Source organism: Planococcus shenhongbingii (genome assembly GCF_030413635.1).
In the GTDB taxonomy this organism is placed as follows: domain Bacteria; phylum Bacillota; class Bacilli; order Bacillales_A; family Planococcaceae; genus Planococcus; species Planococcus shenhongbingii.
Map to the genome: position 1 here is coordinate 3,653,629 of NZ_CP129235.1, position 22,974 is coordinate 3,676,602.

Annotated in this window: 20 protein-coding genes; 4 read left to right on the forward strand and 16 right to left on the reverse strand. The window is 50.2% G+C overall.

Going from position 1 to position 22,974, the window contains the following annotated elements; translation table 11 throughout:
• Window positions 1–74: 74 nt before the first annotated feature.
• The 6 genes from QWY16_RS17685 to QWY16_RS17710 all read right to left on the reverse strand — a co-directional run bounded on the left by QWY16_RS17685 (window position 75) and on the right by QWY16_RS17710 (window position 8,710).
• On the reverse strand, window positions 75–1,067 hold the full coding sequence (locus tag QWY16_RS17685; RefSeq protein WP_300990545.1) for an ABC transporter permease: 993 nt from the start codon (window positions 1,065–1,067) through the stop codon (window positions 75–77).
• Between the two features lie 13 nt (window positions 1,068–1,080).
• Window positions 1,081–2,565 carry a sugar ABC transporter ATP-binding protein gene (locus QWY16_RS17690; protein ID WP_300990546.1) on the reverse strand — a complete coding sequence of 495 codons (1,485 nt, stop codon included), beginning with the start codon at window positions 2,563–2,565 and terminating at the stop codon, window positions 1,081–1,083.
• Window positions 2,566–2,586: 21 nt separating this feature from the next.
• Window positions 2,587–3,606: a sugar ABC transporter substrate-binding protein gene (locus QWY16_RS17695; RefSeq protein ID WP_300990547.1), complete on the reverse strand. Its 1,020-nt coding sequence runs from the start codon at window positions 3,604–3,606 to the stop codon at window positions 2,587–2,589.
• 100 nt (window positions 3,607–3,706) lie between these two features.
• Entirely contained in the window at window positions 3,707–5,440 is a 1,734-nt protein-coding gene (locus QWY16_RS17700; protein ID WP_300990548.1) for a hydantoinase B/oxoprolinase family protein, read from the reverse strand.
• Window positions 5,425–7,548, reverse strand: a complete 2,124-nt coding sequence (locus tag QWY16_RS17705) for a hydantoinase/oxoprolinase family protein (RefSeq protein ID WP_300990549.1) — start codon at window positions 7,546–7,548, stop codon at window positions 5,425–5,427. Before QWY16_RS17705 ends, QWY16_RS17700 begins: the two co-directional genes overlap by 16 nt.
• 13 nt (window positions 7,549–7,561) lie before the next feature.
• Window positions 7,562–8,710, reverse strand: coding sequence for a M24 family metallopeptidase (locus tag QWY16_RS17710; protein WP_300990550.1), 1,149 nt, complete (start codon window positions 8,708–8,710; stop codon window positions 7,562–7,564).
• 202 nt (window positions 8,711–8,912) lie between these two features.
• Between QWY16_RS17710 and QWY16_RS17715 the strand changes: the two genes are divergently transcribed.
• A complete protein-coding gene (locus QWY16_RS17715) occupies window positions 8,913–9,623 on the forward strand; it encodes a FadR/GntR family transcriptional regulator (RefSeq protein ID WP_300990551.1) in 711 nt (236 codons plus the stop codon).
• A gap of 185 nt (window positions 9,624–9,808) precedes the next feature.
• Here the strand turns inward: QWY16_RS17715 and larC are convergent, their stop codons facing one another.
• The 6 genes from larC to QWY16_RS17745 all read right to left on the reverse strand — a co-directional run bounded on the left by larC (window position 9,809) and on the right by QWY16_RS17745 (window position 16,477).
• Window positions 9,809–11,146 (reverse strand): nickel pincer cofactor biosynthesis protein LarC, encoded by a 1,338-nt coding sequence (gene larC, locus QWY16_RS17720; RefSeq protein WP_300990553.1) that lies wholly within the window; start codon window positions 11,144–11,146, stop codon window positions 9,809–9,811.
• Complete coding sequence (gene larB, locus QWY16_RS17725) at window positions 11,127–11,822, reverse strand: nickel pincer cofactor biosynthesis protein LarB (RefSeq protein WP_300990554.1); 696 nt, start codon at window positions 11,820–11,822, stop codon at window positions 11,127–11,129. The genes larC and larB overlap by 20 nt, the downstream gene beginning before the upstream one ends.
• Before the next feature lie 151 nt (window positions 11,823–11,973).
• The gene (gene larE, locus QWY16_RS17730; protein WP_300990555.1) at window positions 11,974–12,807 is read right to left on the reverse strand and encodes an ATP-dependent sacrificial sulfur transferase LarE; all 834 of its coding nucleotides are present in this window, start codon (window positions 12,805–12,807) and stop codon (window positions 11,974–11,976) included.
• 24 nt (window positions 12,808–12,831) lie between these two features.
• Window positions 12,832–14,109 carry a nickel-dependent lactate racemase gene (gene larA / locus QWY16_RS17735; protein WP_300990556.1) on the reverse strand — a complete coding sequence of 426 codons (1,278 nt, stop codon included), beginning with the start codon at window positions 14,107–14,109 and terminating at the stop codon, window positions 12,832–12,834.
• Window positions 14,110–14,195: 86 nt separating this feature from the next.
• The gene (locus QWY16_RS17740; protein WP_300990557.1) at window positions 14,196–15,320 is read right to left on the reverse strand and encodes a 2-keto-3-deoxygluconate permease; all 1,125 of its coding nucleotides are present in this window, start codon (window positions 15,318–15,320) and stop codon (window positions 14,196–14,198) included.
• Entirely contained in the window at window positions 15,317–16,477 is a 1,161-nt protein-coding gene (locus QWY16_RS17745; RefSeq protein ID WP_300990558.1) for a glycerate kinase, read from the reverse strand. The genes QWY16_RS17740 and QWY16_RS17745 overlap by 4 nt, the downstream gene beginning before the upstream one ends.
• 143 nt (window positions 16,478–16,620) lie before the next feature.
• Here QWY16_RS17745 and QWY16_RS17750 point away from each other — a divergent pair, with 143 nt between their 5' ends.
• Window positions 16,621–17,724: a CdaR family transcriptional regulator gene (locus QWY16_RS17750; RefSeq protein WP_300990560.1), complete on the forward strand. Its 1,104-nt coding sequence runs from the start codon at window positions 16,621–16,623 to the stop codon at window positions 17,722–17,724.
• A gap of 230 nt (window positions 17,725–17,954) precedes the next feature.
• Here QWY16_RS17750 and QWY16_RS17755 read toward each other — a convergent pair whose 3' ends face one another.
• Entirely contained in the window at window positions 17,955–19,145 is a 1,191-nt protein-coding gene (locus QWY16_RS17755) for a CaiB/BaiF CoA transferase family protein (protein WP_300990561.1), read from the reverse strand.
• A gap of 243 nt (window positions 19,146–19,388) precedes the next feature.
• Window positions 19,389–20,075: a FusB/FusC family EF-G-binding protein gene (locus QWY16_RS17760; protein ID WP_300990563.1), complete on the reverse strand. Its 687-nt coding sequence runs from the start codon at window positions 20,073–20,075 to the stop codon at window positions 19,389–19,391.
• A gap of 142 nt (window positions 20,076–20,217) precedes the next feature.
• On the opposite strand from QWY16_RS17760, the gene QWY16_RS17765 reads away from it, so the two are divergent.
• Both QWY16_RS17765 and QWY16_RS17770 read left to right on the forward strand, forming a co-directional pair.
• Window positions 20,218–20,364 carry a hypothetical protein gene (locus QWY16_RS17765; protein WP_300990565.1) on the forward strand — a complete coding sequence of 49 codons (147 nt, stop codon included), beginning with the start codon at window positions 20,218–20,220 and terminating at the stop codon, window positions 20,362–20,364.
• 108 nt (window positions 20,365–20,472) lie between these two features.
• Window positions 20,473–20,982 (forward strand): DUF6241 domain-containing protein, encoded by a 510-nt coding sequence (locus QWY16_RS17770; RefSeq protein ID WP_300990566.1) that lies wholly within the window; start codon window positions 20,473–20,475, stop codon window positions 20,980–20,982.
• 72 nt (window positions 20,983–21,054) lie between these two features.
• On the opposite strand, the gene QWY16_RS17775 is transcribed toward QWY16_RS17770, so the two are convergent.
• Together QWY16_RS17775 and QWY16_RS17780 are read right to left on the reverse strand one after the other, a co-directional pair.
• A complete protein-coding gene (locus QWY16_RS17775) occupies window positions 21,055–21,891 on the reverse strand; it encodes an alpha/beta fold hydrolase (protein WP_436837154.1) in 837 nt (278 codons plus the stop codon).
• A 92-nt stretch (window positions 21,892–21,983) separates the two neighbouring features.
• Window positions 21,984–22,961 carry a catechol 2,3-dioxygenase gene (locus QWY16_RS17780; protein ID WP_300990567.1) on the reverse strand — a complete coding sequence of 326 codons (978 nt, stop codon included), beginning with the start codon at window positions 22,959–22,961 and terminating at the stop codon, window positions 21,984–21,986.
• Window positions 22,962–22,974: the final 13 nt, after the last annotated feature.

A 22,974-nucleotide genomic window follows, 5' to 3' on the forward strand; every position in this document is an offset into this window, starting at 1 on the left:
GGAAAACCCTTTTACTTTATTTAATTACAAATTATACATGTAAAGCATCATTTGAGATGAACTTGAAATTCCATTTAAAGATTTTTGGATTTCACATGGTTCAAAAAGATCGCCAGTATCAGGATGATACCGGTAATGACATTTTGCCAGTACGACGAAACGTTCGCCAGGCTCAGGCCGTTCTGCAATACGGCGATGAACAAGACGCCGAGTGCGGTTCCTGCGACGCCGCCGACGCCGCCTTTAAAGCTGGTTCCGCCGAGCAGTACTGCCGCTGCGACCAGCAATTCCGTGCTGGTGCCGATTGTCGGGGCAGCCGAAGCCAGTCTTCCGGTTTCGATAATGCCCGCTAATGCGGCGAACATGGCGCTGATGGCGTAAACCACCGTGATCACCAGCGTGACGTTGATGCCGGACAGCCTTGCCGTATGGGGATTGCCCCCGACGATATAGATGGAACGGCCGAAACTGGTGTATTTCAAAAACAAAAACGAAGCGAGGAATACGGCCAGCATGATGATGATCGGATACGGAACCGCACCGAGCTTACCGTTGCCAAGCGCCATGATCAGCGGATACTCCGAAACATACTTGGTTTCCCCATTGGTCCAGACAAAGACGATTCCGCGAAACAGCGATAAGGTGCCCAGTGTGACGACAAAGAAGTTCAATCCGACTTTGCCGATCAGCAGGCCGTTGATGAGAAAACCGATTGCCGTAATGGCCGCTATCGTCACTACGATGCTCAGAAGCTGCGGCATCCCGGCAGACAACAGCGTGACAAGCATGACGCCGCTCAATGCCATCGTGGAACCGACCGACAAATCGAAGCCGGCTGTCAGCAGCACCAGCGTCATCGCCATGGCCATGATCCAAATTCCGGAACTTGCAGTTAATAGATTGATCCAGTTCTGGACGGTCAGGAACGCCGGGTTGATGATGCTCACGATGATGCACAGCAGAACCAGCAGCGGCCCGATGCCGGCAAACTTCAATAATAACTGCTTGTAGTTCATCTTTTTCCGGCTGACTTCTTCGGTGGTTTTTAAGGTAGTTTCAGTCTCCATAGTTACCTCCGTTCTAATCGTTACCTGTGGCGTAGTACATGATATTTTCCTCGGTAACTTCATGGTTGGTTAAAATCGTTTTCAGTTCGCCTCTGAACATGACGCCGACCCGGTCTGCCACTCCGACCACTTCTTGCAGATCGGAAGAGGAAATGATGACCGTCAGGCCTTCATCTGAAAGCTTTCGCAGCAGGTGATAGATCTCCGACTTGGCTCCGACATCGATGCCGCGTGTCGGTTCGTCCAGCAGCAGCACTTGCGGCGCAATCGATAAGGCTCTTCCCAGAATCACTTTCTGCTGGTTGCCTCCGGACAGATGTTCAATATGGGTATGCACGGACGAAGTTTTGACGCCCAGATCCGCTATGATCTTCTCAACGACTTTCTCTTCTTTTTTCTTGTTCACCAATCCGAACAGGGACTTCCGGGACCGGACACCGAGCACCGCGTTTTCATAAACGGACAGATGGCCGATGATACCTTCGGATTTCCTTTCGGCCGGAATCAGGGTGACACCCCTTTTCAATGCTTCTACCGGACTTTGGCACGGATAAGCTTTTCCGGCCAGATCGATGTGGCCGGAAGATTCCATTTCCCCGATCAGCGCCCGCAGGATTTCACTTCTTCCGCAGCCCACCAATCCCGAAAAGACGAATATCTCCCCTTTTCTGATATCGATGTCCAGCGCTTTGTTGGCGGATTTTTTTATTTCCAGCTCTTTGATGCTCAGCATGACGCTCGTGTGCTGCGCTTGCTTTTTCGCGGGGTAAAGATCGGACAATTCCCTCCCGACCATCGACGAGATGATGGTTTCTTCTGTCCAATGCGGCGGCACAAGCCGGGTTATATACTGGGAATCCCGCAGCACAATGATTTCGTCGCAGATCTTTAAGTATTCCTTCAATTTGTGTGAGATGAAGATGACGATATTGTTGTTTTTCCTGAATTCCTGCAGCAGCTCGAATACCAATTCGGTCTGGTCGTCCGTCAAGGAACTGGTCGCTTCATCCAACAGCAGAATGGTCGGCTCTGTTGCCAAGGCCTTCGCGATGGACACCAATTGCTGCTGATCCGGGGACAATTTCCCGGCTTTCTGTTTGACGTCCAGGTCCAGCCCGAGCTTATTCAGATAGAATGAAGTCTTTTTTTCTTTTTCTTTCCAGTTCACAAACCACTTGCCGTTCTCATTGACGATGACGTTTTCGGCGATCGACAACTCCTCCACCAACGAAGGCTCTTGCGTGACCATGGCGATTTTCTGGCGGCGTGCATTTTTGATGGAGGTGATGGCCTCATTCCGGACGCGGACTTCGCCTTCACTTGCTTTTTCAATGCCTGTCAAAAGTTTCAGGAGAGTGGACTTCCCTGAGCCGTTTTCTCCTGCCAGCCCAAGGATGGTCCCCCACTTGATCGAAAAGTTGATGCTTGAAAGCGCCTTGACTCCCGGATAGAATTTGGAGATGTTCGTGAATTCGATTGCATCCTCGCTTTTTTTCATAACTCACACTCCCATTGCTCCTTAGTCAGCTGATATTGAATTCAGCTCTTCTTCCCATGAAACAAAGTCTTCTGTATCTTTATTGACCATAGGAACCGGAATCACAATTTCTTTCGGAAGCTCTTCTAATTTTTTCCCTTCGTTGAAATGCTGGTTCAGGAAATCGACCGATTCTACGCCGGCTTTAATGGGATTCAAGTTAAATGTCGCATGGACTTTCCCTTGTTCAATCGCTTCGATTCCGCTTTTTTCAGCGTTCACGCCGATAATCATGATTCCTTTTTCCGGGTCTTCTTCGTATAAGGTTTTATTGGCATTTTTGATGGCTTGCGCTGCTCCGATGGCGGTTTCGTCATTGTAGGTGAAAACGGCCCGTACATCCGGATTCTTGGTCAGGATATTGGCCATGATCGGAGCTGCCCCGGCAATATTATCGGTCGGGTTGTCCTGCTGCTCCACCCATTTCAGGTTGTCGTATTTTCCTGTTTCTTCTTTGAACTTCGACATGACGAAGATGTTCCCTGGCACTGGAATGGCCATGCCGATTCCCGCAACTTCCACGTCCTGCCCGTTGAAGGTTTCAGCAAAAACTTTGGCCGCTTCTGCAGCAGACGCTCCCCGGTCAAAAATTACCTGGCTTGTCAGATTATAGCCATCCCCGCCTTTTGCCACATTGAAATCCACGCCAAGCACCGGGATGTTTTTAGCGATTGCGCGGTCAAGCGCCGGCTGAACGGTATTGGCATCGAGCGGCCAGACGATGAGCGCATCGACGTTCTGTGTCAGCAGATTATCAATGGTTCCCACTTGCTTGCTGGGATCTCCCTGGCTGTCTATGCCAATCACTTCAAATCCTTGTTCTTCCCCACTTGTTTTAATCGCTTCGTACCAATTCTTTACCGTATTGTTTGCACCGGCCGGGATGGAGACGCCTATTTTCAATGCGTCTTTTCCTGAGGCAGCGTTTTCGGATCCACAGGCTGACAGAATGAGCATCAGAATCATACAGGTGACAATGAATAAATAACTTTTATTCTTCATAAGCTGGCCACTCCCCGTGTTTCAATTTTATTAGTTGAAAAAATGAGCCGGCAAACTGCTGTACTCCGTAAAATTTGCCGGCTCATTCCTATTCAACTGGTCAGACCGTCTGTCTCAGTTTTTCTGTTTGATCCGTATCCACAATGCCCCGCCCTGCATCTTTGAATGCAACTTTATATTGTTCCAGAGCCACTTGTTCCGATACATAGCCGCATCTCACATCAAATGCCACTTTTTCAACCGCGCGGTCTGCCGGATTCCCGTAGCCGCCTCCGCCGCCGGCCAATTGTTTATAAACGGTGTTTTTAGGGATGTCGGAAATCAGATCTTTGACGTGGGTAACGTATGTTTCATTGTTCGGGTAATGCAGTTCGATTGTATTGATGCTTCCCTGCTCCCCGCCTAATATGCCGGGAGCTCTCGTATCTTCTGTTGCACCATCCCCGAAAATACTGGCTTGGCCTTTATCATCCAGGAAAGTGAAAGTTGTTTCGACTCCCAGACCGCCGCGCCATTGGCCAGCTCCTGCAGAATCTTGGCTGTATTCATATTTAGTCAGGAAAACCGGATTGACCATTTCAAACATTTCCGGGTCTTGGGCAGCCAAGGCCCCGCCGGAAGCGATCAATCCGATATGGTCGTATCCGTCCGTTCCGTAAGTGCCGCCGCTTCCGCCTTTGGTGCCGTTCAGCAGAATATCCACATACGGCATCTGTCTTCTGGAATCCGAGCCGTTGACAATGGCACATAATAAGGTATTCCAGCCTGCGGTGACCCGTTCAGGAAGCGCTTCCTCTAATGCCAGCATGATCACGGAGCAGACCTGGTCGCTCAAGTGGTTCCCGAACCCTGTCGCTGCAGGATAGTTAGGGTTCAGCATGGTTCCTTCAGGGACTTTCAGCGTAATGCATCTTTGAACGGCTTCGTTGTGGGCGATTTCCTGCTCGCTTAACATGAAGAACGTGATCATTACGGAAGAAAGCGTTACCGGATACGGCGCATTGACGTACCCTTTCGTTTGAGGGGAAGTCCCTTCAAAATCGAACGTAATGTGTTCATCGTCCACTTGGATGTCGACTTTGATGGTCATTTCCGCATCATGGTCATGGCCGTCATCTCTGACTTTCCATGACGCCTTGTAATTGCCGTTCGGCATGCCTTTGATGATCTTTTTCGCCATCTTCTCGGTGGAATTGAAGATTTCTTCAACCGCCTCGTAAATCACTTCTTTTGAATATTGTTCAAACAGCACTTTCAGTTCTCTTTCACCGACCGTACAGCCGCCTACCATGGCATGGATATCATCCCCGACGATCGGCAGCCTGACATTGCCGATGACCAGATCCCACACATCGTACCGCAGCTTCCCTTTTTCATAGATTTTTAAAGGGGTGATCCGCAAGCCTTCCTGCCATAAATCGGTGGCATTGGGATTGTAGGAGCCTGGAACAGCTCCCCCTACATCCGCCTGGTGGGCTGTGATGACCGTCCATGCCACACATTCCCCGTTATGGAAAACTGGTTTCAGCACTTTCCAATCGGAGTTCTGGTTGCCTCCGGTAAACGGATCGTTGTGGAGGAAAACGTCCCCTTCATAGACGTCCTCACCGAAGTATTTCACGACTTCCTTGACGCCCGGACTTGCTGCATATCCAAGAATCGGGATGTATTCTGTCTGCTCAATCAAATTCCCCTGGAAATCATAGATCCCTAATGAAAAGTCACGGCCCTCCACAAGCAAAGGCGAATGCGCACTTCGTTCAATGACAACTCCCATTTGGCGCCCGATTGCTTTCAAACGGTTGGACAGTATTGAAACTAGGATTTGATCCATACTTTTTCCTCCTCTTGTGCTTGAAGTGCAAGGGCTGAATCCCGGATGATGAAATTGCCGTGTTTGTTCAGATGAACATTGAAGCCGGTCGGCACGACGATTGTCGTCGTAGTCAGTTCGATGATTGCCGGCCCTTGAAGCGCCGCTCCCGCTTTCATGGTTTCGCCGTCGTATACATCGGTTTCGAGCAATTGTTTCGTCACCGGATCGAATACCTTGCGTTTGTTTTTGGCTTGGAGTTTTTCATGCTCTGCCATTTCTTCAATAGTCTGGGCTTTGAACTCCGACTGTTTGCCTTTGCACGTCAAGCGGATGTTCATGACTTCAAGGTCGCTGTTCAATAAGCTGAAGCCAAACAGCCTTTCATGTTCGGCATGGAATTTGTCAGCGACTTCCGCTTTATTTTCTTTGGCCATGTCTTCTTCCGCTATTTCAATGGTCACTTCATAATGCTGGCCGAGGTACCGCATATCCAGCCCGTAGACCAATGCGCTTTCTTCTTCTTTGACGCCTTCGTTCAACAAGGCTTTCAGCCCGAGCGTCCGGTCTTCACTCAGCACGTCCATGATTTCGGCCATGTTGGCAGCCTTCCAGTTTTTGTTGTAGGTCTTGACATAGTCATGTCTCAAATTGGATGCAAGCATCCCTACCGCACACAGCACGGAAGAGAATTTTGGAACGACGATTTCCTTGATGTCCAGTTCTTTTGCAATCATCGCCGCATGCACCGGACCAGCGCCTCCCGCTACCACCAGCGGGAATGAACGGGGATCATGGCCCTGCAGCACCGTCGCTTCCTTGATGCCGTTCGCCATATTCAAATTGGAGATCTCGTAAATCCCGAGTGCCGCTTCTTCGATGCTCATCCCGAGCGGTTTGGCCACATGCTCGGACACGGCCTGCCGTGCCTTTTCCAGGTTCAGCGAAATGCCGCCTCCCAGGAAATAATCAGGATTCAGATACCCCAGTACCAGGTCGGCATCGGAACAGGTCGGCAGCTCACCGCCGCGGTCGTAGCATGCCGGGCCCGGAACTGCCGTGGCGCTTTGCGGACCGACTTTTAATAAGCCGCCGTCATCGATCCAGGCAATGCTTCCCCCGCCGGAGCCGATCGTGTGGATATCCGCCATCGGCAGGGAAATGAGGTTTCGTTTTACTTCCCCCTCTTTTTTGATGCTTATTTCTCCTTTGTCGATGATGGAAGCTTCAAAAGAAGTCCCTCCCATATCAACGACGATAGCGTCATTGAACCCGCTCGTTTTGGCAAACACACTGCCTGCTACCGGGCCTCCTGCCGGGCCTGATAAAACAGTTGTCGCCGGGACTTCCACCACGTTTAATGGATTAGTTACGCCGCCGTTGGACTGCATGATCAGCAATTCGCCTTCGAAATGGAGGCCGCGCAGTTTGTCGACAAGGTGGCCGATGTAATTTTTCAGGATAGGGCCGACATACGAATTCATCGCGACCGTACTCACTCGGTTATAAAGCCGGACAACAGATGCCACATCCGTGGAAATGGATACAAACGCGTCCGGCATCAATTCCTCTACGTATTTCTTCGCCAAAATTTCATTTTGGGGATTGGCGTAGGAATGCATGAAGCAAATGGCGACAGATGAAATCCCTTCTTCCTTGAAAAGCTCGACGGCGTTCTTTAAATCTTCTTTGGTGACTTCGGTCAACACCTCCCCGTCGAGATGGGTCCGTTCTTTTGCGCCGTATATCAAGTGCCGGGGGACCAGTGGCTTCGGTGCCGCGTATTTATTGTCATAAAGATGCTCTTTGCTGCGTACGCCGCGGCGCATCTGCAGGACATCCCTGAACCCTTCCGTTGTGATCAAGCCGGTTTTGGCTCCTTTGTCAGTCAACACCGCATTGGTCGTTACGGTCGTTCCATGAACGATCAAACCGGTCTGCTCCAATAGCTGCTGGGCTGTCAAGTTGAATTTCGCAGCAATATTGCGGATGCCGTTCAGCACGCCTTCCGATGGATCATGGGGTGTCGTCAATACCTTTTCAATCAACTGCTGGTCATTTTCGGAATTCAGAAACAGAAAGTCAGTGAAAGTGCCTCCAACATCAATGCCCATTGTAAATTTCGACATAATCGTGTCCCCCTTAAAGTTTGATGATATCGTACGCGCTTTGGCTGAGTGATTCCGCTCCGTCTTCAGTGATGATAAATACATCGGCAATACTGACTCCGTATTTCTCTTGCTTGTCCGAGTAATTCGGATGCACGCTAATGACCATGTTTTCTTCGAACAGGCTTGTATCGGTATCCGTTAAAATCGGCAAATCATGGTCTACGCCAATTCCATGGCCATGCCAGATGCCCATGTTGACGTCCAGGTTTTCAGTATGTTTGTGGATGATTTTCGCTACTGTATTGATCGGAATTCCCGGTTTCAAGGTCTGCTGGATTTCTTTCATCGCGTTGACACAGGATTGCGCCAGTTCCAATTCTTCCTTTGAAACTTCCCCTACTGTGAATAACCCGCCTTTTTCCACCCAGTAACCGTTTTCATCAATCAATTCAACGTATGCTGTTACAACTGAGTTGTTGGTGATTTTGTCAGAAGTCGGTTTTCTCAGGAAATACGGCCCTTCTTCCACAAAAATCAACGTGTCGATGGCTCCTTTTGCACGTGCGATTTTTTCAATGTCAGCAGCGATTTCCGCTGAGGTTCTGCCGGGCTTGATCGCGTTTTTAAACTCTTCAAAGCTTTCAAGGGCCAAAGAATAAGATTGGCGGATCCCGTCCTGCTCATCCGGAGATTTGATGCCTTTGATTTTCTCGATGTTTTTGGTTATATCCAGCACTTCAGCATCTAACAGGCTTTTCAGCGTAGAACTCTGGCTGCTGCTCATCATCGATTCAAGCCCGACCACTCCTACTTTCTTCGGCTCATACGAATTGATCAGTTCCCCGATCTGCTGGTACAAATCAGCTTCCGAATGAATCACGTCTCCTGTGCCAAGGAAGCGGGAATCCTTCACAAAGCCCATGTGCTCCGCTAAATACCGGTCTGCCCTTGTCGTGTAATAAGCAATCGGCTCCTGCCCTTTCGCATAAATGATGAAACCCGGCCGAAGGATTGGATAATACCCTCCAAAATAATAAAGGAAGCCATATTGCGTAATGATTCCTTTGCCGTAGACGACGACTACATCCAGCTTTTCAGTTTCCATTAATGAATCCAGCTGATCCCATCGATATTTTACGGCGTTTTTTTCATTGTACGTTTCCATTATCTTATTCGTCATTGTATTCTCCCCTTTGCTAAATTTAGAGCATCAATGTAAAGAGCAACCTCGCTTTTAAGTTTATAGAAAATTCTGTACATTGATTTGACTACAATGTATGATAAGAGAAAATCAAAGTCAATAAAGTTTCATGTAAAAAAAGTTTACACAAAAATTTTTATACGTATAAATCTTATTCGAGTAAAACATTAAGGAGGATATTATGGAACTGTTCACTAAACTGAAAGATTTCGAGCTGCAGTCAGTGCCTTTACAGATTGCAACAGCCATTCAAAAACAAATATACAAGCAAGAGTTGAAACCCGGAGACCGTTTGCCGAAACAAGAAGAACTGGCGGATTTTTTCGCGGTGAGCAGGCCGACCATCCGGGAAGCGCTGGATTTGTTGATGGAATCCCAGTTAATCCAACGGGAATCGCCCAAATCGAAAAGTTATGTCATCGCTAATTTCCATCCCGATAAAGCCTTGAAAAGCGTGCAAGATATTATATTGCTATCTTTAACTTTTAATACATTAACGAAGTGGGAACTCTTTGCAATTAGAGAAATGATTGAAATTCCGTGTGCTGCTTTAGCGGCAAAAAACAGAACCGAGGAAGATATCAGGGAGTTGGAGCTGCTGCTGCCTGGTCCAGAAATCCTGACAAAGAGCGTCCCTGAAATTTTCGAGGCAGATGCCAGGTTCCATATCAAGCTGGCGGAATGCACCCGCAATCCCTTAGCGAAGACTTTAGTAGAGTCTTTAGTGTATGCCTATTTCAAATTGGATATTTTCATTAGCGAGGTTGAGAAGCAGTCTATAATAGATGGCTTGCCGGAACTTTTCGAAGCCGTGAAAAATGGAGATGAGGAAGAGGCAAAAGAGAAAATGACGGAGCATATGGAACATTTCAAGTACTACCATAATAAATGACAGCCGCAGCTTTAAGAGAGTGAATTTCGGAACTGGCAGAGGATCTTCGTTTCTCATCTGCATGCAAGAAAAGGGCTTTCCAGTTTCCTGGAAAGCCCTTTTCTTTAGGTCCGGCTCAAGGGCATACTTGATGCCGAGCAGGAAGCTGATGACAAGAATGGACAGCAGATTCAATTCTGCCACAATCAGTACCTCACATTATCCAGAGTTTCGACGTGGGTGCCAGCCGCCTGTTGGACTGCCAGGAAGACATCCCGAAGCGGCACCTTATGCGCAGCCGCCGCTTTTTTCACCTCTTCGAATTCGGGCGACATCTTGATGATTTCCCCTTCGATCCTGCCCACTTTGACGGTGATGCTGCCGAAAGCCGTGGCGACGATTTTGAATTCCCGGTCCAGGATGCGCCGGGTCCAATCAGTTTTGCGGACGCCGAACGTGCTCGTTTCACGCAGCAGGATATCTTCCAGGACAAACGCATTTTCCGGTTTCGCCAGGACCGTAATCAGTGTCCCCGGCCGGCTTTTCTTCATGGCGACCGGCGTGTAGTAGACGTCCAGTGCGCCGGCGCCAAGCAGCCTTTCCATGACGTAGCCGAGCGTCTCTCCTGTCGAATCATCGAGCTGGCATTCAAGTACCGAGATTTTCTCGCGGGCAGCCATGGTTTCTTCATTGAACAGCACGGCGCGCAGGACATTCGGGTGCTCGAAGTTCTTTTTTCCCGCTCCATAGCCGATGTTGTCGATGGCCAGTGCCGGCAAGTGGCCATAATCGTCCGCCAGCGCTTTCAGAAAAGCCGCTCCGGTCGGGGTGGTCAATTCGCCGCGCACGTGGAAATCGGCGAGCGGCACGCCTTTCAGGATTTCGGCGGTCGCCGGCGCCGGAATTGGATACAGCCCATGGGCAATCATGATTTTGCCGTGGCCGGTCGGCACCGGCGATGCCGCGATGCGGTCGATGCCGAGGTTTTCAAGCGCCAGGCACACGCCGATGATGTCGATGATGGAATCCATTGCGCCCACTTCATGGAAATGCACTTCTTGCGGATCCATACCGTGTATTTTCCCTTCCGCTTCGGCGATGGTCTGGAACACAGCGAGGCTCCTTTGTTTGACGCGCGGCGGCAGTTCGCTGCTTTCGATCATGCCGAGGATGGCCGATGCTTTCCGGTGCGAATGGGAATGATGGCCGTCGTCATGCGCATGCTCGTGGCCGGAATGGCTGTGGCTGTGCGAATGCTCATGATGATGCGTATGGCTATGCGAATGCTCTTGGCTATGTCCAGCTGAATGATCGTCAGCGTGTGAATGCGCATGGCTGTGTTCCGCTTCCTGGAACTGCAGATCCAGCAATTTCGCTGAAATGCCGCGCTTGTCGACTTGCTTGACATTCAGCGTGAACGGGTCGATCGGCAGTTTTTTCAAGTGTCCACTGATGTAGCCGATGTCAGCTCCGAGATCGATGAGCGCCGACAGCGTCATGTCTCCGGAGATGCCAGATTGGCAGTCAAGATACAGAAGTTTCATGGTGGACCCCCTCGGTTGCCAGTTTCAGGATCATGGCGGCCTGGTAAGCTGCCCCGAAGCCGTTGTCGATATTGACGACGCTCATGCCGGATGCACAGGAGCTCATCATTGCCAGCAGCGGCGTGATGCCTTCCAGATGCACGCCGTAGCCCACGGATGTCGGGACGGCAATGACCGGCCGCTGGACGAGTCCGCCGACGACGCTTGGCAAGGCGCCTTCCATGCCGGCCACCACGATGAGGACACTCGCTTTGGTGATTTCGTCCCTGTAGGCGAGCAAGCGGTCGATGCCGGCGACGCCGACGTCATAGATCCGCTTGACGCTGCAGCCCATCCATTCGGCCGTGATCGCCGCTTCTTCCGCGACGAACAGATCGGACGTTCCGGCTGCCAGCACCAGCACTCCCCCTCCGAAATTCAGGACGGGCTTGCCGTATAGGAGGATGCGCGATGTGCTGTCATATACCGCTTCCGGAAAGCGCTTCAGCAGCATCTCCGCTTTTTCCTTGGCGACCCGCGTCACCATGACTTTGCCGTGCCGTTCAATCAATTTGCCCATGATTGCCTCAATATGCTCGACCGCTTTCCCTTCACCGTAAACAACTTCCGGAAAGCCCTGCCGCTGCTCCCGGTCATAATCCACTTTACTGAATCCCAAATCTTCAAAGTTCTCCATGTTGTCACCTGCTATCTTAGTCTTGGCTTTAAAAGCGTGCCCCGCTTTTATTCCAGAGTTTCATGCGCCTGTCCGCTGCCTCCATAACTGCAGAGAAACGAACCCGTTCTCCGTGAAGGCCGGGTCCGCGTGTGTTTCGCCTTGAGATTCCTCAGTTGGCCTTGTCTTCCATCTCTTCTTCCGACAGCACTTCGTTCATGCTGCCTGTGCGGTAGCCGCGGAGGTCGATGGAAATGTACTGAAAGCCGAGCGCCGACAGCTTCAGCAGGATCCGCTCGCGGTGCTTCAGCAGCTTTGCCATCTGTTCCGGCGCCACTTCGATGCGGGCCGTGTTGCCGTGGTGGCGGACACGCACCATGTCCACGCCCAGCTTGCTGATGAATTTCTCCGCTTCATCGACTTGGCGGATTTTCTCTTTGTCGAGGCGTTCACCGTACGGAATGCGGGAAGACAGGCTGCACGATGCCGGCTTGTCCCATACCGGAAGCTCCAGCGCTTTCGACAGTTCGCGCACTTCGCGTTTGTAGAGGTCCGCTTCCTGCAGGACGCTGCGCGCACCCGCTTCCGTACGGGCGCGGAGCCCCGGGCGGAAATCATCCAAGTCGTCCATGATCATGCCGTCGAGGACCCAATCATAGCCCAGTTCTCTCGCCAATTGGTTCAACTGTCCATAAAGCAGCTTCTTGCTGAAATACCAGCTGTCCGGCGTGTTCGCCGCGACGCCTTCGTCTTCGAGCTCCCGGATTTCGGTTTCAAGGACATTCGCCCCGAGCGCTTTCGCCAGTTGTACAGCACCTTCAAACTCCTCTTTGCGGAACAGTTCCGATGCCACGACTACAGCCAGAACATTGTCGCTGCCCAGCTCCTGCTGTGCCCGCTTCAGCACCAATGTGCTGTCGACGCCGCCTGAGAATGCCACGATGACGCGGTTCATGCCTTTCAGAATCTCACCAAGCCTGTTGTTTTTTTCGATAGTTGCTGTCATCACTTTCGCCTCTTTTCGTTTTTTTTATTCCACAGTTACTGTTTCTTCAACGTACGGAATCGTCAGCGGGCCGAGCGGCAATACCGCAATCGACATGCCCTCCCCGTATTTTTTCTTCAATTCTTCGATGGTCGCTTCAATATTGTGCGTCGGCTTCAGCATGGCGCTTTCAACCTGCTCGTCGGTCAGTTTCGAATAGACGTAGATGTCCGCCCATACCTGGATGACGGCTTGTTTTTGCACCTGCCACTGGTCGAACACTTTAAATTCCGGATTGTTGATCATGTCAAGCAGCTCCTGCGGCGACTTTGCCATGCCGAAGATCTTCTTGAAATTGCCGTGGTCCGGCAGGCCGTCCGAGCATTCGGATGCAATGATGATCGTGCCGCCTTCTTTGACAATTTTATGTGCGGCGCTCATGCCTTTGACAGCCTGGTACAGATTCTGATCGAGCGGGTAGCCCGAGTTTGACGCGATGACGACGTCAAAGCGCTCGCTGCAGCGCAGCATAGCGTGCTCTTTGGCAAATTTGCAGCCCCGGTCGTGCGCTTCGTAGAGCTCGCCGGCGAAGATGGCGGTGATGTCCTTTTCCCGGTTCAGCGTCACGTTTAGCATGAAATCCGGCTTGCACATCCCGTTGATTTCACGCGTCATGTCCTGCACCGGGTTGTTCTCCATATTGCCCCAGGTGGCGAGCGGGTCGCCGATCATCCGGGCATTGTGGAACGTCATGATGGTCTCGATTCCGGCGATTCCCGGCATCATGCCTTTCGGTCCGCCGGAGAAGCCCGCAAAGAAATGGGGTTCGATAAAGCCTGTGACGATGCGGAAATCTGATTCGACGTAATCCTTATTCAGGTAGACGTCGCAGCCGAAGCGGCTGCGGCCGACATGGACGAGCGTGTCTTTGTCATGGCAATGGTTGTTGATGATGCGGATGTTGTCGACCACCCATTCGCCGAGCATCCCGACGAATTCTTCGCGGGTCTGGTCGCGGTGCGTGCCGGTGCCATTGATGATGACGAAGTTCTCAAGCGGCACGTGGCCTAATTCCTCGATCAGCGCCGGCACCAGGATGTGGTTCGGCGTCGGGCGCGTGATGTCGGAAATGACGATCGACACGGTGTCCGTCGCCATGACGGATTCGCGCAGCGGCTTCGCATTAATCGGGCTGCGGAGCGCCTGCCGGATCGCTTCCCGGTCATTTTCCAGTTTCGGAAGGTTTTTCGGTTCGATGACAAAAGCAGTGTCCGGAAGATCCAAGGTGATGCCGTCTTTTCCATAAAGCAGTTCTGTTTTCATACTGAATGCCTCACTTTGCCGATAGATTTTGATCAGGGGGCTGAATAACACGTAATCCCCCTATCGGAAATAGGGGGATAATTTTTTTAGTTGTCGATGGCTTCTTTGGTTTTGACATTTTGCGGTACATTTTCCACTTCATCCAATCGGCCGTCAATGCCTCTTCTACGCTGGTATCTGTCCATCAGGATCACACCGACCGGGCATAGCAGCGCAGTAGTGATTGTCGAAATGGAGATTTGGGCGGTCGCGATCGGCACAATGCTTTCAAGCTGCGCATATTCCGCCGCTGACATAGCGCCTGAACTTACCGCCACCGCAGCAGCTGCCAGGATGGCCGCAGGCGTGGCAGCCGCATTCCCTGCCGTTGAAGATTCCGCGATGGGTGCGATAAAGCTTTTCTCTTTGAAAATCTTGAACACCAGTATGCCCAGCAAGGCCGTCACAAAGAACGTCAGGAAGGCAAGTGCCAATCCGCCAGCCAGGACTTCCGGATTGAAGAAGTTGGCCAAGTTCATGCCGGCCCCAAGTGCGAATGCGAAGAACGGAATGGTCAGCGTCTCACCCGGCTTCAGGAATTCGCGGATTTTCGGGTCCAGGTTTCCTAAAAGCATGCCGATTCCAAGCGGCAGCAGGACGGCGATAAACGCGATGACCGGGAATGCAGTCCCCATCAGGCCAAGCGCCACCAATGTGAAGAACGGGCCGTCATTGAGCGACAGGACAGACAACCCGCCGACGTCGGAACGGTTGCCGTATTGGCCAGTCAATGCCGCATACAGGCCGCCGTTGCTGTTGGTCATTCCGGCGATTATGGCAAGTGTCGAGAGGCCGAGCAGGCCATGCCATGGATCAAAGAAGAATCCGAATGCCACCCCGACCGCCACGCCTCCAAGATATTTGGAACCGGTCAATAGCACACCTTTTTTCAATGCCTTGGCGCCGACTTTCATGTTCATCTGGCTGCCGATGCAGAAAAGGAACAAAGCGATCAGCACCAATGCACCGTCTTTGAACAATTCCTGGGAGAATCCGCCGATGCGGAGAAACTCGTAGAAGCCTTCTTCTGTCGGTGCCGCACCCAGCCGCTTCAGAAAGCTCTGGACAAACGGCAAGTGAAGCTGATCGATTGTGTTCAGAGTAGCGCCAAGCATTAACGGGACGACCATCAGGCCGCCGGGTACTTTTTCAATGGTGTCTTTGATGTTCATACTACTAACCTCCCTTTGATTTTTATGTTTTGGTGGAAATATGCCCGGACAATCTGTTCCGTGCTGACTTCCAGCAATTCTTCCGCTCTTTCAATGGCTTCGGCTAAAGTCATGGGGCCCGTAACAATGCTGTGGATGCTTACCACGCCGTAATCGTGCAGCACACCGGCCCCTTCTCCGACCGACCCTGCAAGTATTATGGTCGGCACGTTTTGGCTGGTGGCGCGCTGTGCAACTCCAAGAGGCGTCTTGCCGAAAGCCGTCTGGCGGTCGACTTGCCCTTCCCCGGTAATGACCAGATCCGCGTCTGCGAGCTCCTCTTCCAGCTGGATGTAGTCGAGCACAACATCAATTCCCCGCTTCATGGCCACCGGGAAAAAGCCCAGAAACGCACCTCCGATGCCACCAGCAGCACCTGCGCCCGCCAAGTCGTGCAGCCGGATGCCGGCGGCGTCTTCTATCCGGTCTGCCCAGTGGGCAAGGTTCCGGTCAAGCAGCTCCACTTGTTCCGGATCCGCCCCTTTTTGCGGACCGAAGACGTGCGAGGCGCCGTCCGGGCCGACCAAAGGATTCTGCACATCCGAGGCGATGAGAAACGTGCTTCCGCTGATGCGGGAATCCAATGCCCCTGCGTCAATCCGTCTGACATCAGCGAGCGCTCCTCCGCCGAAGCCGATTTCATCTCCTTCCGCATCGAGGATGCCCATGCCGAGCGCCTGCAGCATCCCCGCTCCGCCGTCATTGGTGGCAGAACCGCCAAGGCCGATGATGAACGAAGTGAAGCCGTCATCAAGTGCCCGGCGAATCAATTCGCCGGTCCCGTAAGTCGTCGCCTTCAGCGGAGAAAGTCCGCCTTCCGGAACCAGATGCAGGCCGGATGCTGACGCCATCTCCACTACACAGGTCCTGCCGTCACCCAAAATGCCATAAGCTGCTTCAACTCTGTTCCCCAATGGCCCTGTTACCTTTGCCTTCCTAATTTCGCCTCCGGTGGCTGCAACCAGTGTCTCCATGGTCCCTTCTCCCCCGTCGCCTATCGGCAACAGGGTTGTCTCCGCTTGCTTGAAAGCTTTTTTGATGCCCTTGTCTATTGCATTTGCCGCTTCCACAGCACTTAGGCTTCCTTTAAATGAATCCGGAGCTATGATGATTTTCATAAATTTCCTCCTTCGAAAGCGCTTCCAAATACATTTTCTAAATTATATGGACATTGACCTCTTCAGTCTATGGCTGTACTATACGAATAAAACACATAATATTCTAACTTTTTTGTTCATTCTAACCAAAAGGGGTGAATTTCTTGCAGAAGCTGACGAAAAAAATAGCGAATGAAATCGTCCGGGAGACTTCACTGCGCCTCCAGCGCAATGTCAACATCATGAATACCGATGGCATCATCATTTCCGCTTTAGACAAATCCCGCATCGGAGCGGTTCACGAAGGCGCGCTTGAAGTACTTGCCACCAAAAAGACGCTCGTCATCTATCCTGACCAGAAATGGGAAGGTGCGCAGCCTGGTGTCAACCTCCCTCTCGTTTTCAGGAACCAGATTATCGGGGTCATTGGCATCACGGGCAATCCGGAGGACTTGGTAGATATCGGGGAACTGGTCAAGATGACAACCGAACTGATGATCAAGCAGGAATTCCTGGACTCCCAGTTGGAATGGAAGCAGCGCACCAAGGAAATGGTCGCTGATCAGTTGCTGAAGAAAGATCCTTCCTTTAAGGATATTCACGAAAATCTCCGGCTTCTCGAAATCAGTCTGGTTCCGCCTTTCACCTCCATCATTGTCCAAATTTCAGAACGCTCCCTGACAAACCGGGCGTTCATCGAGCAGGTGGAGGGCGCCATAGGAAAGCGCAAAGGCATTGTCAGCTTCATCAACTTCAACCGCCTGTTCATCGCCTTGACCGGCATAGCTGAGTCTGATATTCCTGAACGCGTGGCCTCTCTTCACCAATTGCTAAAAAGTTTGGGAGTGAAGTTCCGGATTGCCTATAGCCTGCCTTTCTATAAAGCCGACCAGTTCAGCCAGTCCTATAAGGATTGCGAAATCACACTTGAAATCAGCGATGCCGCCACAGACTGCGCTTCCTTCGCCAACATCGAAGTGAAGTCGCTGTTCTATCAAGTAGATGAAACGGTGGCTGAGCGCTTTTCCCATCGGGTACTGAAAAACTTCGATACAGAGAAAGCCGAAACGCTGGAAGTGTTCTTTGCCAACAACCAGAATATCCAGCAGACGGCAGATAAGCTTTTCCTGCATCGCAACACTTTAATCTATCGCCTCAAGAAAATCATCGAGGACACGGGATACGATCCAAAAAGCTTCGAGGATGCTTTGGTGCTGCAAGTGGCACTGTGGATTTTCCAGAAGAAAGAACGGAAGAGCGGTTCCTGATGCCCCCTTTCCCTGTCTACACAAAAAGGGCCCTCCAGTCTCCTGGAAAGCCCTTTTTCTTCATTTATTTCTGAATCATGTCCGTAAATTCCTCAAGCCGCTCCAAGGAATTCAAATTGCTATTACAGACATCCGTGTCCTGGCAGATGTAATTGCCGCGATCAGCTTAAATTGATGATTTAAAATAGAAGGAAGATTGATGATGCAAATACGAGTCTCTCCATTAAAAATCAAATCTTTCCTTGCTCTTTCAGAGATTTGATTCTTTCTTCGCTTAAACCCACTAAATCTTTATAAATTTCCATGTTATGCTTCCCTAGAGCCGGACCGGACCATTCTGTCGTTCCTGGAGTGAGGCTTAATTTGGGGATGATTCCTGGAAATTTTAATTTCCCTATCCCTTCCACCTCCACTTCTTCAATCATCTTTCTTGCTAAAAAATGAGGATCTGCCATCATATCTGCTACGTTATATATCGGGCCGGAAGGAATACTGTAATCATCCAGTTTTATTAGAATTTCTTTTAAATCATGTTGGCTTGTCCATTTCATAATTTCTCCATCCAGGTATTCTGCATAGTTGGAACGCCCTTCATTTGTTTGAAATCTTTCGTCAGCAGATAAATCTTCGCGATCCATACATTTGCATAACCGCTTGAATATACTGTCTCCATTTGCTCCGATCACCACATATTTTCCGTCTTTGCAAAGATAGATATTGGAAGGCGTTATACCTGGCAGTGTACTCCCAGTCCGCTCCCTGATTATTTTTGAATGATCGTATTCCGGCACCATACTTTCCATTAAGCTAAAAACAGCTTCATATAAAGCCACATCAACTATCTGTCCTTCTCCGCTTATGTCTCGATGCCTTAAAGCCATCAAAGCGCCAATCACTCCATACAAAGAAGCAACAGAGTCACCAAGGCTTATTCCAACACGAGTAGGCGGCAGCTCCGGATATCCAGTAAGATGGCGGATGCCTCCGACGGCTTCGCCGATACTGCCAAAACCCGGCTTGTCTTTATAAGGGCCGTCTTGTCCGTAGCCCGAAATTCTAACGAAAATAATTTTTTTGTTAACCTTCTTCAAATCTTCATAGCCAATCCCCCATTTTTCCAAGGTTCCCGGCCGAAAATTTTCCACTACAATATCTACTTCCTCAGCAAGCTTTTGTATTATCTCTTTTCCTTCTAAGGATTTTAAATCCAGCGTAATACATTTTTTATTTCTCGATTGTACATACCACCATAAAGAAGTCCCTTCATGTACAACCCTCCAATTTCTAATCGGATCTCCTTTGCCAGGAGGCTCTACTTTAATAACTTCCGCACCAAATTCACCCATAATTCTTGCCGCGAATGGACCAGCTATTAAACTGCCCAACTCAAGAACTTTCACTCCTTCAAGTGGTTTAGTCATATAATCCAACCTCTTTCCCTATTAAAAATAAACATCATTAAAAGCTTGATTGACAGCGCCCATAATTATACTCTGAATTTTTCATTTATTCCGATATCCACGACTTTATCTTAGCCTTTTGAAAAAATCAATGCTTTAGTAATAATCTTTTCTAATAGACAAATAAAAAATCCGTAGTTTAGATTCTGGCAGATTCTAAACTACGAATTTCAATTAATGTCGTGTCAAAAAACTTATACCTTATTATTTCTGAATCAGTTCCGTAAATTCCTCAAGCCGCTCCAAGGAATTTAAATTGCGATTGCAGTTATCCGCATCCTGGCAGATGTAGTTACCGCGCTTGATGTAATTGTCCTGTCCGGAGCCTTTCGTCTTGGCAGTGAACATGCCGACGTCGCTGTGGCGGTTGCAAATCGAGCAGATGCCTTTTTTATGGCTGCGCGCAAGAGTTCCGTTGATGCCGTCCAGGCGCCCATCTTTTTCATAGACGAGGTACATCAAGTTCGAACTCTCGGTCCAGGCAAGATACGACATTTTCCTGAAGTCGACCGACTCCAGTTTCGGCCCTTTCAGCTTTTTGGCTTTCGGGAACAATTTTTTCAGGGCCGCATCGGTGACCGCTTTGAACGGGATGATGTACGGCTCAAGCCCTTCGAGGAACACTTCGGCATCGGCTGTTTCCTTGACGCTTGTCAGCGGATTAAGGACCGCTTTCTGTTCGTCGTTCAGCGATGGAAACAGCTTGAAGACTTTTTCGTGCGCCAGGTGCCGAAGAACGTTCAGCACTTCGGCGTCATTGCTGGTCGCCTGTCCGGTGATCAAAATCCGCGTCTGGTCTTTAATAAAGTTAAACTGGTCGTTCCGGATAAATGCTTCCGGACGTTCGCCAGTATATCCTGTTCGATCGGATGTTTCTTTTACATGTATCATTGGAGTCACTCCTTATTGTTGAATTGAATGATTATAAGGAAGCCGTGTAAGGGAATGACACATTTACGGGCGATTTAAATCTTTCTTGTCCCACGCAAAGTATCGCCATTCGGAATACCAGGCTTTGCATGAGTTCCTGCTGATGCTGACAATCGAAGTTTCATTGTCATCTGATATCACTTCCCTTCAGAAACAGGGATTTCTCCCTCATGGGTTTATCATACTCGAATTGACTGTCATTTTCCATTTGAAGAAATCTGAAAAGCGCTTTGAGCCAAGCTGTTATTGATTTTGATAGAACGCCTTTTCTTAAAACACCATTGCCATCCAAGAAATGACAGCGGATAATGGTAAAGAAGAACCAATTGCAAACTAACTAGCGAAAAGGAGTTTCTAAGTGAAACAGATCATAGTGACCACATTCATCAGTTTTACTGTCATTGCGCTGCTGGCCATTGGCGGTTATTTGTTCATTCAGCGTGAAGCCGCGAAAAGCGAAGAGCCTGATGCAGCAGCTGGCAGCGTTAAAGATCCGGAAGCACAGAAAATCATGGACCATCTGGAGACGGCCGGCACCGGTCTGCCTGAAGCGATGAACGAAACACGGCTGCAGTTCTACCTCCACGAAATGACCCACAGCAAAGTCTACGCTGAAGACAAATGGGGAACGGCAAGGCCAATGACCCAGAAAAACATCGAAGAGCTGCTGGCGATTGTCGAAGCCAGCAGCTTTAAGGAAAAAGCCTTTTACCGCAATACGCTGGAAGACTGGCAGAACGGCGATTTTTCCGGTGCCGTCGATGTCCATAACACCATCTGGCACTGGCACGGCGGCTCCATCGGCAAAGCGACCCGCTTGATGTCGGAAGAGGAAGAACAGGCATATCTCCAGACGCATCTCCAATAAATGAACAAGTTAATGGACTGTACCTCAAAAAAGAAGATGCCGATTATCGGCATCTTCTCCCCTTCACTCTATTCATTTAATAAACGTCAAAATATGCTCCACAAACGGTTCGGTTTTTTCGATCTGCGTCCAGTGGCCGCATTCGTTGAAGACGTGCAGCTCGGCGTGCGGCAGCAGTTCGATAAGTTTGTAGCTTGTTTTTTCGATTGGAATAACTTGGTCGTTCAGGCCGTGGAACAGGAGTGCCGGAATCTGGATCTGGCGGAGTTCGTCGTGCGTCAGCGCCAGTTCATCGAGCTTGTTCTGGCGTGGTTCCGGGAACATCGCTTCGAATGACTGCTTGACGTCCGGGCGTATGCTCGCTTCGTAGCGCAGGCGGACAAGTTCTTCGTTGTTCGCGGCTTCCTGATTATAAGAGAATATTTTGATCAGTTCGCGCATAGACTCCAGGCTTGCTTTATAGCCCCATACCTTTTCTAATCCTTCTGAAACAGGGAATTGGATACCTGCACTTCCCATCAGTATGAGTTTTTTCACTAATTCCGGTCTTTGTAAAGCGACATGCAGCGACAGGGCGCCGCCCATCGAATTGCCCACCAGATAGACCGGGCCATCCGATACCGCTTCGATAAAGCCGATCAAATGCTCGACCCATAAATCCACAGGATAGTCGTTGCTTTCCCGTTTATCTGTTTCACCGAAGCCGATGATGTCTGGAGCGAACACATGGTACTTCTCGCTCAGCGTCGGGATGACGAGGCGCCAGTTCGCAAAAGCAGAAACGCCGGGGCCTGAGCCGTGGATGAGGATAATCGTTTCTTCCCCTGTGCCTTCCTCGTGGTAATGCGTGTTGATGCCGTTGATGTCGATGAATTTTGAAGCGATGTTTGCAGTTGTTGTCATCATCATTCTCCTTCCATTCTAGTAAACAGGCCAGAAGAAACGATTGCTAGTTTCCTCCAGCCCCTTATTAGTCGATGCCGGGAAATTCATTTTATTTATTATGCATTTTCCACTGGTGCTTTTGTTCTGACCGGTGTCGCGTATTCGAAGAATTCCGCAGGCAGGTTCGAGCCGTGCCAGATGATCGCATGCTCCAGATCTGCGCCTTTCCATTCGACCGTTTTCCAGGCCGGATCGAAAATCTGGTAGCCTGAGTCGCCGAACAATTCCACTCGATTGCCGCCTGGTTCGATTACGTAGAGGAAGTTAGCTTGTGTTACCCCATGCTTTCCTGGACCTGCTTCAATAGTAAATCCAGCTTCAATTAATAAATCGGCAACATCCGCTAAATGTTGTGGATAGCCGTACCAGTAGCAGATATGGTGAAGGCGGCCTGTTTCACCTAAACCATCTCCCGTAATTGCGATGTCATGCACTAAATTACTGACACTTAACCATGCAGCTATATCTTTGTTATCCTCATCCAGAATACGTTCGCGTACCTTGAAGCCGAGCGCTTCTTCGAGGAACTCAACATTTTTGTTGGTTTCGCTGGCTGCCAAATTGACATGGTCAATGCGGCGCACCGGCACTCCCCGGTTCGGACGCTTTTGCGGACGGTTCAATAATGGCGTTTTCTGGTCTTCCGGTGCCTCGTAATATTCCACGTCCCACAGGATTTCCATCTTATGGCCATCCGGCAATGTGAACTGGTAAGCACGTCCGTGCCCGATGTCCCCATCGATCCAGCCAAGGCCATAGCCCGTTGCTTCAATCGCCTGGGCACGGCGTTCCAAAGCCTGCGGCGAAGTGGCGCGCCAAGCAACATGCCCAAGGCCCGCTTCGTCATTTGCCGTGATGATCAACGTATTGTGATAAAAATCTTCGTAAGCGCGCATGTAAACGGAATTGCCTTCGCGGTAGGATTCTTCCATCCCTAAAATTTCTCTGAAAAACTTGACGGATCCTTCAAGGTTCGTGCTGTAAATCTCCACGTGCGCCAGTTGTGCTACATCCAAAATCGGTTCTTTTGTCATTGTAGTTGCCTCC

Coding starts and splice junctions, on each gene's coding strand:
- QWY16_RS17760 (WP_300990563.1), bottom strand. CDS start 20,075: ATGATACATGTAAAAGAAACATCCGATCGAACAGGATATACTGGCGAA.
- QWY16_RS17765 (WP_300990565.1), top strand. CDS start 20,218: ATGCTGACAATCGAAGTTTCATTGTCATCTGATATCACTTCCCTTCAG.
- QWY16_RS17740 (WP_300990557.1), bottom strand. CDS start 15,320: ATGAACATCAAAGACACCATTGAAAAAGTACCCGGCGGCCTGATGGTC.
- larC (WP_300990553.1), bottom strand. CDS start 11,146: ATGAAACTTCTGTATCTTGACTGCCAATCTGGCATCTCCGGAGACATG.
- larB (WP_300990554.1), bottom strand. CDS start 11,822: ATGGAGAACTTTGAAGATTTGGGATTCAGTAAAGTGGATTATGACCGG.
- QWY16_RS17700 (WP_300990548.1), bottom strand. CDS start 5,440: ATGGATCAAATCCTAGTTTCAATACTGTCCAACCGTTTGAAAGCAATC.
- QWY16_RS17745 (WP_300990558.1), bottom strand. CDS start 16,477: ATGAAAATCATCATAGCTCCGGATTCATTTAAAGGAAGCCTAAGTGCT.
- QWY16_RS17685 (WP_300990545.1), bottom strand. CDS start 1,067: ATGGAGACTGAAACTACCTTAAAAACCACCGAAGAAGTCAGCCGGAAA.
- QWY16_RS17705 (WP_300990549.1), bottom strand. CDS start 7,548: ATGTCGAAATTTACAATGGGCATTGATGTTGGAGGCACTTTCACTGAC.
- larA (WP_300990556.1), bottom strand. CDS start 14,109: ATGAAAACAGAACTGCTTTATGGAAAAGACGGCATCACCTTGGATCTT.
- QWY16_RS17710 (WP_300990550.1), bottom strand. CDS start 8,710: ATGACGAATAAGATAATGGAAACGTACAATGAAAAAAACGCCGTAAAA.
- larE (WP_300990555.1), bottom strand. CDS start 12,807: ATGACAGCAACTATCGAAAAAAACAACAGGCTTGGTGAGATTCTGAAA.
- QWY16_RS17755 (WP_300990561.1), bottom strand. CDS start 19,145: ATGACTAAACCACTTGAAGGAGTGAAAGTTCTTGAGTTGGGCAGTTTA.
- QWY16_RS17695 (WP_300990547.1), bottom strand. CDS start 3,606: ATGAAGAATAAAAGTTATTTATTCATTGTCACCTGTATGATTCTGATG.
- QWY16_RS17775 (WP_436837154.1), bottom strand. CDS start 21,891: ATGATGATGACAACAACTGCAAACATCGCTTCAAAATTCATCGACATC.
- QWY16_RS17690 (WP_300990546.1), bottom strand. CDS start 2,565: ATGAAAAAAAGCGAGGATGCAATCGAATTCACGAACATCTCCAAATTC.
- QWY16_RS17715 (WP_300990551.1), top strand. CDS start 8,913: ATGGAACTGTTCACTAAACTGAAAGATTTCGAGCTGCAGTCAGTGCCT.
- QWY16_RS17780 (WP_300990567.1), bottom strand. CDS start 22,961: ATGACAAAAGAACCGATTTTGGATGTAGCACAACTGGCGCACGTGGAG.